The following is a 12,883-nucleotide window of genomic DNA, read 5'->3' as shown; positions in this document are numbered from 1 at the left end:
ATTCCTATGATGACTTGTTTTAATGTGTTTTTAGTCTAGATTGGCGGTAATTTTTGATCAATTATGCTAGTTTGGTTTAACTATTCAGAAAATACGAACAATTAAAATGGATCGGTTGCAGCAATTTTTTATTTTTACAGAAGTCGCTAAACGGCAAAGCTTTAGTGAAGTGGCGCATCGACTCGATCTACCTCGCTCAACGGTAACCAGCGCCATTCAACAACTTGAAACTCACTATGGCGTACGCTTATTTCACCGCACCACCCGTAAAGTAAGCTTGACGCAAGATGGACAGCGAATATTGCCAGAGTGCCAAAACTTGTTATTTGACTATGAACAATTAGAACAACTGATCCAGACGCAAAAACAGCATTATCGCGGCACATTAAAAATTTCAATGCCCAGTCGTATCGTGCATCAAGTGATTATTCCTGAGCTGTCAGATTTTTATCATCGTTATCCAGATATTCATTTGCAGCTTAATAGTTCTGATGACATGACTGACTTAATTGAAAAGGGGATTGACTGTGTTGTTCGGGTAGGCGAGTTAGATAGCAGCAGTTTAATTGCAAGATTGATTGGTCATTTGGTCATGGTGAACTGTGCAAGTGCTGGCTATTTAGAACAGTACGGAACTCCTAAACAGTTAGAAGATTTATCTCAGCACAAACTGATTAACTACGCAGGAGCCGTAGGTGAAAAGCAGGGTGAATTTGTATATCAAGGGGGAACCGTGATGATGGATAGTGCTTTAAGCGTAAATAATACCGAAGCTTATAGTGCTGCGGCCTGTGCAGGGTTGGGAATTATTCAAGTTCCTTACTATGACGTTCAAGATAAGATTGAGCAGGGAATCTTGGTTGAGGTGCTTAGTGCTTATAGTGCACCATCACTTCCACTTAATATTTTATATCCGAACCGAAGTTATATTCCAAAACGATTAGAAGTCTTTATGAATTGGGTGGAAGAGGTTTTAAATCGCAAATGCATCGTCATCTTTTAGTCATAAAAAGAAAATAAGATAACAATAAAAAAAGCCTCTCAAATTGTGAGAGGCTTTTTAGAATTTGGTGGGTCGTCCGCGACTCGAACGCGGGACCAACGGATTAAAAGTCCGCTGCTCTACCAACTGAGCTAACGACCCAAATAGGTTCAAAACAGATAAGTGGTGGGTCGTCCGCGACTCGAACGCGGGACCAACGGATTAAAAGTCCGCTGCTCTACCAACTGAGCTAACGACCCGTATCGTTTTGATGTCGCGTATTTTAGCAAGTTATTCAACTAACACAAGAGGAAATTTAAAAACATTTGCATGATTGCCTATAAAAAGCACGATTTCCTCTTGTTTAGCTAAAAAATGAACTAAAAACGGTATTTATATGCCTGAATATTGTCAAAAATTTCAGTTGTGATGTCGCAGTAACTGCTTGCACCAGGCAATAAAGCGAGTAAACGTTCAGAAGTTTTGCTTGGATTAAACGCATCTTCTTTCAGTTTATTCTTCTGATATTTAAAAGTACCTGTTGTTTCGACCTTTTTTTGTACACGTAAAAACACCGGTACAGCATAAGCAGGCAAACACTTCTTAAATACAGATACCATTTCGGTTAAATCTGCATCATTTAGCTCTTCACCATCTGCCAGCGTGATGGCTGCCATACCAGCACGGCCATTGGTATTTGGAATTTCTACACCATAAACAACAGCTTCAGCAATTTTTTCGTATTCACATACCATGTTTTCCACTTCAGTAGTCGATACATTTTCACCTTTCCAGCGGAAAGTATCGCCTAGACGGTCCACAAACTGAGCATGACGGAAACCAATATCTCGAACTAAATCACCAGTGTTGAAATAAGAGTCGCCTTTTTTGAACACATCTTTCCAAATCACTGATTTGTTCTTTTCAGGGTCTGTATAACCGTCAAATGGAGAGCGACTAGTAATTTTGCCAATTAATAGACCTACTTCACCTGCTTTAACTTTTTGACACCAGCCGTTTTTGTCGCGGATTGGTTCATTTTTCTCTTTATCGAACTGAACAATGGCATATGGTGTAGGAGAGAAGCCAACTGTGTTGTCAAAGTTGAAAATATTGCTAAATCCAACGTTACCTTCGCTCGATGCATACAGTTCAAGAACTTCTTTAACACCGAAACGTTGTTTGAACTTGTCCCAAATATTTGGGCGCATACCATTACCGATCATTTTGGTGACACGGTGGTTACGGTCTAGTTCGGTAACAGGAGCATCCATTAAGTAGCGACAAAGTTCGCCAACATAACCAATTGCAGACGCATTAAATTTTTGAACATCTTTCCAGAATGCGCTGGTTGAATATTTACGTCGAATTGCAAGTGTTGCACTTCCTGCGATGACACCACACCAGCAAACCACCACACCTGTTGCATGGTAAAGCGGTAAGGTAACGTACATAACGTCATCTGGGCCTAAGTTTAAGATGTGGCCATAAGTGCCATACGCTAATGTCCAGCGACTATGCTTGAAAATAACAGCCTTTGGTAAACCTGTTGTACCAGAGGTGTAGATATAGAACAGACCATCATTACCCGTCACAGAACGAGTAGTCGATGGGTTAAATTTTGGAAATTGATCAATTTGTTCAGCTAGATTCGCATAACCTTGAGGTGCTGTACCTGAGTTTTGACGAGTTGCCTGATCTGCGAACCAATGGAAACGGTCTTTAGGCACATTTAAGTCTTGGCGAATTTCATCAATAGCAGCTCGAACTTCTTCACCAGCAATAACGGCAATTGGTTTTACTAGATTGATGCTATGAGCGAGAACTTTACCGACTTGGGAAGTATTCACAAGTGCAATGGTCACCCCAATTTTAGCTAAACCAACAATTGTTGCGATTAGCTCAGAGCGGTTTTCAATCATTACAGCAATGACGTCCCCTTTACGCGCTCCGAGGGAAAGGTAGTAATGGGAAATCTGGTTTGCCCATTCATTTAAAGCTTCATAAGAATAACTTTGATCTTCAAATAATAATGCTGTGCCTTTCGGATTTCGTTTAACAGCTTTTTCAAAAGCAATACCCAAACCTGTTGGAGTATGTGATGTTCTTAAATAAGCCTGTTTAAGACCATTTAGGATATGGGGTACTTTGGGAATGAAGCTAGGAAGTCTTGTGGCAACATCACCAAGCGTAATGATATCGGTCTGTGTTGTCTGGCTCATATCAATCCTATTTATTTTTCGATCAATCCAAAAAAGGTTGTGTGGGCAAAAAGTCCAATAGTTTTCATGGTTCACCATGCTTTTAAAACTTTTCTTCTAGTGCAATCAACCTAATTGGTTAAAAATAACAAAAAAAACCTAGTCATCGAAATGACTAGGTTTGTTTAAATTAGCTGCAATTGAGCAAATGGCTTACTCAGCTACAGGATTAGCTTTTTTTGGCGGACGGCCACGAGGACGACGAGGGCGACTTGGTTTGTCCTTGTCGGCTTTAGCGTCTTCTGACTCAGCATCAGCTGTCGCTTCAGTTGGAGCTGCTGTTTCATCAACGGCTGCTTTCGCTTTGCTTGCTGCTTTTGATGGCGTAGGTTCTTTTGCTACAGGAGCTTCAGCTACTGTTTCTGTAGTTTTTTCTTCTACAGGAGCAGCTTCAGGCTGTGCAACTTCAGTTGACTGATCAAGCTCAAGCGGTTGTTGCTTTGATTCAACAGGCGCTTGTGTTTCAGCAACAGGAGCAACAACAGTTTCTTCTACTACAGGAGCAGGCGCAGCTACTTCTTCTTGAGTAGAGTGTTGTTGTTTCACTTGCTCAAATGCTTGCTCCGCAGCTAATTTTGCTAAACGGCGACGTTCACGTGGGTCATTTGCAACACGTGGAGTCGGTGCTTGCGATGGAGTAAGCGGAAGCACTGGTGCTGGTTCTGCTTCTTCAGCTGGTTTATGGCTTGGAAGTTCTGCATCACGAGTTACCGGTTTTTTCTCTTCTGTTTCAGAAGTTACTTCAACTACTAAGGTACTTGCGTACTGTTCTGCAAACTTCTGCAATGCACGATTAAACGTTGGTACTAAACCAAATTGTTCAATCAATACTGTGCAGTCTTCACCATATACATGACGAATTAAGCTACCAATTGTGTACTGTGCCAAAGTTGGAATTTGCGATGGCGCAATAGATGGCACAGCAGCTTTAGCTTGTTTCGCCTCACGTTGCTGACGACGACGCATACGAGGGTCATTGCTAGCACGTTGGATTTGTGGCTGAGCAGCTTGTTCAGTTGGCTGAGCTTCATTTTTTGCTTCAGCAACAACAGCTTTCTCTTCTACAGCAGGAGCTTGTGTTGGCTCTGGAGCAACTTCAGCAGGAGCAGACTCAACATGTTCAACTTGACGTTCAGGTGTAAGCGCAACAATTTCGCTTTGACCTTGATCAACATTGATAATTAAAGCAGTGTTCATGACATCAAGCTTAGGCGCATCAATCACATCAACTTTAATTTGTTTTTCATCAACAACAACTGGTGCCGGCGTATTTTGATTTTCATTTAATACGCTTGGATCGCGGTGGCGATTTGGACGGTTTGGACGTTGTTGATTATTACGATCACGACGTGGAACAACATTTTCAGTTTGTTGTACATCATTATTTTGATGTTGCTGATCTTGCTGTTGTTGACGTTTTTGCTGACGCTTTAACTCACGTTGCTCTTGGCGTGACAACTGAACCACTTCTTCATGAACTTGGTGTTGTTGTTCATGAGCTTGATGATGTTGTTCACGTTGCTCTTTATGTTTACGCTTTTTGTTGTTCTGACGTTGTTGTTGAGATTTATCATCTTTTTCAACATGTTCACGAACTTCTTGTTTCACAGGTGACTGTGAAATATAAGCGTTATTTGTTTGAACTGGCGCAACTTCTGCAACAGCAGGTACGGCTACTTGACCGAACTGACCACGGCTAACAGCACCAGTATTTACCATTTGCTCAATCGCAGCAGCTGCATTTTGTGCTGAACGAGATTGATCAACAGTTTGCGCTTGTTTTTGAACAAATAAGTTTTCTAACCATGCACAAGGACTTGCTGCTTTTTGAGCTGCAGGCTGTTGTGCTACAGGTTGAGTTGCATGGCTTGTCTTTTTCTGAGCAGAACCATTTTTTGAAGCAGGAGCTGTTACATGAGCATGGCCATGATCTGCTTCTTCTAAATGCCATTCAGAAGACTCATAACCTAACTCTTTCTCACTCGAACGAGTTGCTTCAGTACGTTCATAACTAGATGGAGCAAAACCATCTGGGTTATAAGCAATTTCGTAATGTGGAGTTTCTAAGTGCGGGTGCGGTAATACAGTTACGCGTACACCAGAAGTTTGCTCTAAATACACCAGACTATGGCGTTTTTCATTAAGCAAGAAGGCTGCAATTTCAACTGGAACTTCAACTTGAACTTCACCATGACGTTCACGAAGAGCAATCTCTTCAACTTTACGCATGATTGAAAGAGAAAGCGAACGTAGGTCACGAACCATGCCTGTACCATGACAGCGAGGGCATACATAACCTGTTGCTTCTTCAAGCGATGGACGTAAGCGTTGACGGCTCATTTCCATTAAGCCAAAACGAGACAACTGACCGAACTGGATGCGGGCACGATCGCTTTGGGTTGCTTCACGCAGTTTTGCTTCAACCATACGTTGGTTGCGTTCTTTAGTCATATCGATGAAGTCGATGACAACTAAACCGCCAATATCACGAAGACGAAGTTGACGAGCAATTTCTTCAGCTGCTTCAAGGTTTGTGTTCAGTGCAGTTTCTTCAACATCATGTCCGCGAGTTGATTTCGCAGAGTTAATATCGATTGAAACTAAAGCTTCAGTCTGATCAATCACGATTGAACCACCAGAAGGAAGTTTTACTTCACGCTCGTAAGCAGTTTGAATTTGGCTTTCAATACCAAAATGAGCGAACAATGGCTCGTTTAAAGTATAAGTTTTTAATTTGTCTAATTGACGTGGCATGACTGCTTTAACAAAGTTATACGCTTCGTTATAAGCTTGTTCGCTATCAATTAAGATTTCAGCAACGTCATCACGTAAGTAATCACGAATCGCACGTGTTACAACGCCAGCTTCCTGATGCACAAGCATCGGAGAAGGGCCTGAACTTGCTGTACTTTGAATTTGTGCCCAAAGGTCAAGCAAGTGTTGTAAATCGAGCTGTAATTCTTCTTGAGTACGGCCAATACCAGCGGTACGTACAATAACGCTCATACCACGAGGTACATTTAACGATGCCAAGATTTCTTTTAACTCTTCACGCACTGAACCTGAAATTTGACGGCTAATACCACCACCTTTCGGGTTGTTTGGCATAAGAACCAAATAACGGCCTGCAAGAGAAATAAAAGTAGAAAGGGCTGCACCTTTATTACCACGTTCTTCTTTTTCAACCTGAACTAAAAGCTCTGTGCCTTCAGTAATAAGTTCACGAATGTTTGAAGTTTGACGTGGGTCTGCCTGAAAATAGCTATTCGCAATTTCACGCATAGATAAGAAGCCTTGACGACCTGCGCCGTATTCAACAAAAACAGCTTCTAATGAAGGTTCTACGCGGGTGACATGGCCTTTATAGATATTGGATTTTTTCTGTTCTCGGGTACGATTCTCTAAATCAAAATCGTAAAGACGATTACCAGTGATAAGTGCAACGCGAACTTCTTCGGCATGAGTTGCATTAATCAACATACGTTTCATGGGTGTGACACCTAATAGTGACTCACACAAACAAACCTAACAAACTTAAAGGTTCTGAACGAACATCGAACATGACGGATCATTTCCCAGATCTCAAAATACTTGTGGTCTGAGTCATCTGTTACCGGCTACATTTAGCCTTAGCTTCGATTCTCGTCTGTGATGTAGGCAATACTGCTTCAACCTTTAAATCGGAATTCCCTTTTGCTTCACTGGCGGGTGAGCGGTGCATTGGTTAATGACTTTCACTGTCATTGGGCGCGAAGTGACTTCTTTATTGGAAGTTTGATACGGAATGCTCATCGTATCGGTGCTTTCGGCAGTTCCAATGCATCAACGCTTTAGCCTGAAGGCAACATTAAGGATCGATTTGTCTGATGTGTATCAGTTTACGTTCCATAACCAACTAGAGTTGGTAACATATTTTTTTGAACAAACTGAATTAAACGCAACAGTTTGTCATTTTGCCGATATAATAAGCCTTCGGCGTCGGCATAATTCTTTAGGACCTGTCCGAGCTGGTGATGAAAGCATCATTTTGATTGAGGTTTCAATCAGGGAAATTTCCCTTTAGATGTTCACTTACGGTGGTATCCGTGCGCTGACTATATCAAACCTTGCAGCATCTGCCTATGGGCTAAGCTTAGATTTCTTGTGAAAAAACTAAGCCAATCGGTCATTTATTAATCAAATTTCGTAAAATTTCAGGTTTAAATATTAGTATGAATTCTACACAGCAATGGCAAAGTGTCACTTGGTTTGAGGTGGATGAGCATCAAGCAGGACAACGAATCGATAATTTCCTGTTTTCACGTTTGAAGGGTGTACCAAAGAGTCGAATTTATCGTTTGATTCGTGAAGGTCAGGTTCGCGTAAATAAAAAACGTATTAAAGCCGAGACCAAACTTGCAATTGGGGACCAGATTCGCGTTGCGCCTATTCGCTATGAACAAAAAGATGAAACGGCTGTTCCTGTAAGCGACGGTGTGGCACAAAGTTTATTAAGCCGTGTAGTTTACGAAGATGAAGGACTATTAGTTGTAAATAAACCATCAGGTATTGCCGTACATGGTGGTAGTGGTGTGGCATATGGTTTGATTGAGGCACTGCGTGCGGCGACTGGTAAAAAATATTTAGAATTGATTCACCGTATTGACCGTGACACATCTGGTCTGGTCATGATTAGTAAAAAGCGTAGCACTTTAAAGTTGCTACAAGATATGTTGCGTGAACACAAAATTCGTAAGACTTATGCAGCCATTGTAAAAGGTCAGGTGAGCCTTGATAAACAACTCATTGATGCGCCTTTATTCCGTTACGAGTTACCAAATGGCGAGCGTCGTGTACGTGTATCTAAAGAAGGTAAGCCAAGTAAAACTGAATGGGTGGTTGCAGAACGCTTTAAAAATGCCACGTTGGTACATGCGTCACCTCTATCAGGCCGTACTCATCAAATTCGTGTACATGGTCTAAGTATTGGACATCCATTAGTGGGTGATGATAAATATGGTCACAACACTGCTTATGCGGGTCCTGAAGCACGCCGTTTGTGTTTACATGCGATGCGTTTAGATATTCCGGGTTATCCGACTATCGAAGCACCTTTACCAGAAGACATGACCCAGTTATTAGAGGCTTTGAGAGTAGCAAAATGAGTCTGAAAACCGAATTAGTGATTTTTGACTGGGATGGTACTTTATATAATTCTGTTGGTCAGATTGTTGCAAGTTTACAGCATGCGGCAGAGCAGCATGAGTTAACTCTGACTGATGAAGCTGCAAAAAGTATTATCGGTTTAGGTTTACCGGAAGTGATGCAAACTTTATTTCCGGAAGCGCCAGAGCTACATGAATCGATTTTAAAAGCATATGGCGATCACTATATTGCAAACTCGACAAGTGATGCATGGTTTGATGGTATTTCTGAACTACTCCATGATTTAAAAGCCCAAGGTTTAAAACTTGCTGTAGCGACAGGTAAAAACCGCCGTGGCTTAGACCGTGTGATTGCAAAAACACAGAGTACTCATTTGTTTGATGTGACTCGCGCAGCCAATGAAACTCGTTCAAAACCAGATCCGCTCATGTTGCAAGAAATATTGACTGTAACTGGAGTAAGTGTCGAGCGTGCAGTCATGATTGGCGATAGTAGCTATGACCTTGAGATGGCACAGCGTTTAGGTATGCCACGTATTGGTGTTGGCTATGGTGTGCATTCGATCGAAGTTCTACAACAGTTCCAGCCTTTAACGATTGCTAAAGATGTACCTGAGTTGCATAACTTTTTAAGAGAGTACGCAAAGTTATCTAAAGCAGATGTAGCGTAATTTAGAATGATATAAGAAGGGGGAATTTATTCCCTCTTATTGTATGTCCAATAACAATAAGACGAGAAAAATGAGCCGTTCTATTCGTTTGTTAAATCTTTTACAACAACTCCGTGAATTCCGTTATCCAGTTACTGCCCAAGTCTTGGCTGAACGCATGGGAATTAGTGTTCGTAGTATTTACCGAGATATTGATAGTCTACGTGCACAAGGTGTGAGAATCGATGCATCAGCAGGTTTAGGGTTTCAGCTTAAAGAAGATATTGTATTGCCACCAATGACGCTCAATGAAAATGAAGTTGAAGCTATTTTTTTGGCGTTGTATTGGTTGAAGAGTGTACCTGATCAATCTTTACAATCGGCATCTACCTCAATCTTAGCTAAATTAAATTCTGTTTTGCCTGAGCATCGTCAATATTTATTACAGCAGACGACTTTAAGAGCATTTAACACATGGCTACCTGTAGATGAAAAACAAGTCGAACAGATACGTTTAGCCATTCGGCAGCAAGTCAAAATTTCGATGCATTATCATGATGAACAACAGCGAAGTAGCGTTCGAACTTTGTGGCCTTTTGCCTTGGGATATTTTAATGACAAAATTGTGTTGGCTGCATGGTGTGAACTAAGACAGGACTTTCGGCATTTTAGAATGGATCGTATTCAACACTTGAGTTTAACCCAAGAGTTATATCCATCATTTAAACAGCAACTGTTCCAGCAGTGGTGGGCACAAGAATCGCAAAGGACTACTGACAAAAACTGACAAAAGATACTTGTAGACTAGAACCACGATAAACAAGGAGCCATAAAAATGAGCCTTAAACTTTATACTAACAAAGAATCGCGTGGTGTAGTTATCGACTGGCTTTTAGTCGAGCTTGGTGTTGAATGTGAGCGTATTGAAGTCGCATACCGAACTGAGATGAAATCACCAGAATATTTAAAACTTAATCCTTTTGGAAAGGTACCTGTATTGGTAGATGGCGATGTCGTTATTTATGAGTTAGGGGCAATTTGTGCATATCTAGCGGACAAGTTTAGTGACAAAGGTTTAGCACCAGCCTTGAATGATCCAAAGCGTGGTTTGTACTATCGCTGGTTATTTATGATGGCAGGCCCTTGGGAAGCAGCTGGCGTCGATAAAGCTTTAGGAATACAAGTAACTCCTGAGCAAAAAATGTTTGTTGGTTATGGTGATTACAACGATGCTTACCAAGCTTTGGTTCAAGGATTAAGTGAAGCAAATCCATATTTATGTGGTGAACAGTTCACCGCAGCAGATGTAAGTGTCGGGGCGATGCTGCTATGGCAATTAAAAATGAATGTGATTGAATCACATCCTGCCATTACCCGTTATGTTGAAACGATCAAGCAGCGTGAAGGTTTAAAACAAAGTACTATGGGGCAACTGCTGTAAACCGAATATTTTTACAAGTCACCCAAATGGGTGACTTTTTAATTTCAAATGACTTTAATTTGTAAGAAAACCAGCAGCCACGTTAATACAAATCGCCAAAATGGTCGTGTTAAAGCCAAATGCGAGTACGATATGAAATAAGTTGAGCAAACGCATATGTCTGGTGGTGACCGATACATCTGCTGTTTGTGCTGAGGTACCAATAATATAACTAAAATACAAAAAGTCGGGATACGTTGGATTTTTGGTTCCCGGAAACTCTAGTCCACCATTTTCTTCATTTCTGGACAAAGCCATATAAAAATCGTGAGCATAATGTAGAGCAAAAACGGTATGCATAAAAAGCCATGCTGAAACAATGGTGAGCAAAGCCAAAGCGACATGTCCTAATTTTGCATAATGATCAGAGGGCAACTGAGATAGCTGTACTAAAATAGCAACCAGACACATAGAAATTGCAAGTAAAACAATGAGCATAATGACCCATTTACTTTCGTCTTGTTTTTTAGCTTGCTGTTGCATTTGTGAATGATCGGCACTTTTCATCAGTTTCCAAACATGGAGTAAATACAAACTGATGGCACCATTCCAACTTGCCAATAAAATGGTAGACCATTTCCATGAAGTGAACCATGTCAGTAAGCCCGCCGCAATAAAACCAACAAATAAAGCAATAAAGAAGTGAGGGCGGTTTTGTATACTACGTCCTAAGTGCTGTAATAGTCCTACCATTTAATCAACGCTCCTTATGCTTATAGTAAATATATTATTTTTTACTGTTTGGTTAATTTAACATTAAGTTTTATATATGCTTTATACCTTAGATTATCTTTTTTATTTTAATATTTATTGATAATCTAAAATATAAGAAAACTTGTTGCAAATTAATTAATCGATAAAAAGTATCAAATAAATTTCAATTTAATTTACTTCATACTTTAATTTAGATTTTTTAGACCATTTATTATTTAATAATAAAGATATATTTACTCGATAGTGCTTAATCTAGATTTTTGTCGAGATGGAATACTTTATTGAGTTGATCAATAAACTTTTTAACACCTACAGACTCTGTATTTTTACGATAGCTAACAAATAAATCTAAAGATGGTAATTCAACATCTAAAGGACGAACTACAGTGTTAGAAACACCTAGTGGTGCGACATAAGCTGGTAAAATCGTACAACCTAGACCTGAACCAATAGAATTAATATTGAGTAAAATACTATCGGCCTTTTGTACTATATTGAGGTCAATACCATTGGTTTTCGTAAATTCCAAAATCGTATTGTGTAGAGTGTTAGATTGTTCAGCAGCAGGAATAATAAAATCAATACCATGCAGAGCTTTTACTGGAATACGTTCGTATTTGGCGAGTGGATGATTTCTTGGTAATAAAAAAATTAAAGGTTCTGTTAAAACAAATTGGCTTTGTATTTCATCAGTTTTAGTATTTTCACGGGTAAACGTGATATCCAGCTCACCTCTTTTTAGGGCTTTGAGTTGCTCTGTATTGTTTAAACTTGATAACTCGATGGTAAGGTCAGGATGTTGTAAGCGTAGATTTGGAAGTACGTATGGGAAGATTTTCATTTCTGCAATGGGGACGAAACCAATACGTAATAATTGCTGTTTCGCCTTTGAGACTTGGCGTGCCATTGCTACCGCTTTATCTGCTTGAGCAAGCGTTAAACGGGCATGCTCTAAAAATACTTCACCTTCTTCTGTTAACTCGACCTTACGTTTTGTGCGGTTTAAAAGCCGTACCCCGACATCTTCTTCTAAATCTTTAATTTGTTGACTAAGAGAGGGTTGAGCAGTATAGAGTTTGAGAGCGGCCTTACTAAAATTTAATTCTTCAGCAACAGTGATGAAATATCGAAGATGGCGTAATTCCATAAGACTAATCCAAAAAATGTCTTACTATGATTTAAGTAAAGTATAAAGCATAAAACTATATAGCGTGAAGGTGGTTTAGATATTTATAAAATAAATGAAAATTTATAAATCATTATTAATTTAATATGAAAAATTTTTTAATTATTAATTTATAAAATATATTAATCTACCTTCACAATCAAATTTATTTTAAATTTTAGTAATAAATTTTAATTAGTTTTAGGAAATCACTTAAAGTTTTCTCATATTATGAAAAAAGAATAATTAATTCAATTGTTGAGGCTCTGATTTTGCGAACAAAAAATGTGTCTAGAGTATTTTTTTAGTAAATGTATCATACTTATATTTCTATATTTTTTTAGTTTTTCTCATTTTATTTATGTTCAATAAAATTTGATGAATTTAAGCAACTTTAAAAATAATGGATTAACTAAGATAAAAGTAGTTCACCCCTCAGTTATAGGTTACCTATTATATACTATTGTTATGTTATACAGTAGCTTTT

9 protein-coding genes and 2 tRNA genes are annotated in these 12,883 nt (G+C 39.5%); 5 read left to right on the top strand and 6 right to left on the bottom strand.

Annotated features, from left to right (window positions below):
• Nucleotides 1-106 precede the first annotated feature (106 nt).
• The gene (locus tag ACH8JV_RS03905) at nt 107-1,003 is read left to right on the top strand and encodes a LysR family transcriptional regulator (protein WP_396519812.1); all 897 of its coding nucleotides are present in this window, start codon (nt 107-109) and stop codon (nt 1,001-1,003) included.
• A gap of 65 nt (nt 1,004-1,068) precedes the next feature.
• On the opposite strand, the gene ACH8JV_RS03900 is transcribed toward ACH8JV_RS03905, so the two are convergent.
• The 4 genes from ACH8JV_RS03900 to ACH8JV_RS03885 form a co-directional block, all read right to left on the bottom strand.
• A tRNA-Lys gene (locus ACH8JV_RS03900) sits at nt 1,069-1,144 on the bottom strand.
• A 22-nt stretch (nt 1,145-1,166) separates the two neighbouring features.
• Nucleotides 1,167-1,242, bottom strand: a tRNA-Lys gene (locus ACH8JV_RS03895).
• Between the two features lie 120 nt (nt 1,243-1,362).
• A complete protein-coding gene (locus ACH8JV_RS03890; protein WP_263612841.1) occupies nt 1,363-3,204 on the bottom strand; it encodes a long-chain-acyl-CoA synthetase in 1,842 nt (613 codons plus the stop codon).
• 192 nt (nt 3,205-3,396) lie between these two features.
• The gene (locus ACH8JV_RS03885; protein ID WP_396519810.1) at nt 3,397-6,732 is read right to left on the bottom strand and encodes an Rne/Rng family ribonuclease; all 3,336 of its coding nucleotides are present in this window, start codon (nt 6,730-6,732) and stop codon (nt 3,397-3,399) included.
• A 722-nt stretch (nt 6,733-7,454) separates the two neighbouring features.
• Between ACH8JV_RS03885 and ACH8JV_RS03880 the strand changes: the two genes are divergently transcribed.
• From ACH8JV_RS03880 to ACH8JV_RS03865, 4 genes are all read left to right on the top strand, one after another.
• Complete coding sequence (locus ACH8JV_RS03880) at nt 7,455-8,387, top strand: RluA family pseudouridine synthase (protein WP_212511967.1); 933 nt, start codon at nt 7,455-7,457, stop codon at nt 8,385-8,387.
• On the top strand, nt 8,384-9,058 hold the full coding sequence (locus tag ACH8JV_RS03875; RefSeq protein ID WP_106465282.1) for an HAD-IA family hydrolase: 675 nt from the start codon (nt 8,384-8,386) through the stop codon (nt 9,056-9,058). Before ACH8JV_RS03880 ends, ACH8JV_RS03875 begins: the two co-directional genes overlap by 4 nt.
• Nucleotides 9,059-9,128: 70 nt before the next feature.
• Nucleotides 9,129-9,824 (top strand): YafY family protein, encoded by a 696-nt coding sequence (locus tag ACH8JV_RS03870; protein ID WP_263612844.1) that lies wholly within the window; start codon nt 9,129-9,131, stop codon nt 9,822-9,824.
• Between the two features lie 48 nt (nt 9,825-9,872).
• Complete coding sequence (locus ACH8JV_RS03865; protein WP_396519808.1) at nt 9,873-10,478, top strand: glutathione S-transferase family protein; 606 nt, start codon at nt 9,873-9,875, stop codon at nt 10,476-10,478.
• Between the two features lie 54 nt (nt 10,479-10,532).
• Here ACH8JV_RS03865 and ACH8JV_RS03860 read toward each other — a convergent pair whose 3' ends face one another.
• Both ACH8JV_RS03860 and hcaR read right to left on the bottom strand, forming a co-directional pair.
• The gene (locus ACH8JV_RS03860) at nt 10,533-11,210 is read right to left on the bottom strand and encodes a DUF1345 domain-containing protein (RefSeq protein ID WP_263612845.1); all 678 of its coding nucleotides are present in this window, start codon (nt 11,208-11,210) and stop codon (nt 10,533-10,535) included.
• Nucleotides 11,211-11,478: 268 nt separating this feature from the next.
• Nucleotides 11,479-12,378 carry a DNA-binding transcriptional regulator HcaR gene (gene hcaR / locus ACH8JV_RS03855; RefSeq protein WP_396519806.1) on the bottom strand — a complete coding sequence of 300 codons (900 nt, stop codon included), beginning with the start codon at nt 12,376-12,378 and terminating at the stop codon, nt 11,479-11,481.
• Between the last annotated feature and the right edge of the window lie 505 nt (nt 12,379-12,883).

The sequence above is a fragment of the Acinetobacter sp. ABJ_C5_2 genome (genome assembly GCF_044538485.1).
GTDB classification, from domain to species: Bacteria; Pseudomonadota; Gammaproteobacteria; order Pseudomonadales; family Moraxellaceae; genus Acinetobacter; species Acinetobacter nosocomialis_A.
This window is presented reverse-complemented; position numbering and strand designations above follow the sequence as displayed.

What these genes read in the sequence shown, in the direction of transcription:
- ACH8JV_RS03865 (WP_396519808.1), top strand. Translation starts at nt 9,873, where the DNA reads ATGAGCCTTAAACTTTATACTAACAAAGAATCGCGTGGTGTAGTTATC.
- hcaR (WP_396519806.1), bottom strand. Translation starts at nt 12,378, where the DNA reads ATGGAATTACGCCATCTTCGATATTTCATCACTGTTGCTGAAGAATTA.
- ACH8JV_RS03860 (WP_263612845.1), bottom strand. Translation starts at nt 11,210, where the DNA reads ATGGTAGGACTATTACAGCACTTAGGACGTAGTATACAAAACCGCCCT.
- ACH8JV_RS03870 (WP_263612844.1), top strand. Translation starts at nt 9,129, where the DNA reads ATGAGCCGTTCTATTCGTTTGTTAAATCTTTTACAACAACTCCGTGAA.
- ACH8JV_RS03880 (WP_212511967.1), top strand. Translation starts at nt 7,455, where the DNA reads ATGAATTCTACACAGCAATGGCAAAGTGTCACTTGGTTTGAGGTGGAT.
- ACH8JV_RS03905 (WP_396519812.1), top strand. Translation starts at nt 107, where the DNA reads ATGGATCGGTTGCAGCAATTTTTTATTTTTACAGAAGTCGCTAAACGG.
- ACH8JV_RS03875 (WP_106465282.1), top strand. Translation starts at nt 8,384, where the DNA reads ATGAGTCTGAAAACCGAATTAGTGATTTTTGACTGGGATGGTACTTTA.
- ACH8JV_RS03885 (WP_396519810.1), bottom strand. Translation starts at nt 6,732, where the DNA reads ATGAAACGTATGTTGATTAATGCAACTCATGCCGAAGAAGTTCGCGTT.
- ACH8JV_RS03890 (WP_263612841.1), bottom strand. Translation starts at nt 3,204, where the DNA reads ATGAGCCAGACAACACAGACCGATATCATTACGCTTGGTGATGTTGCC.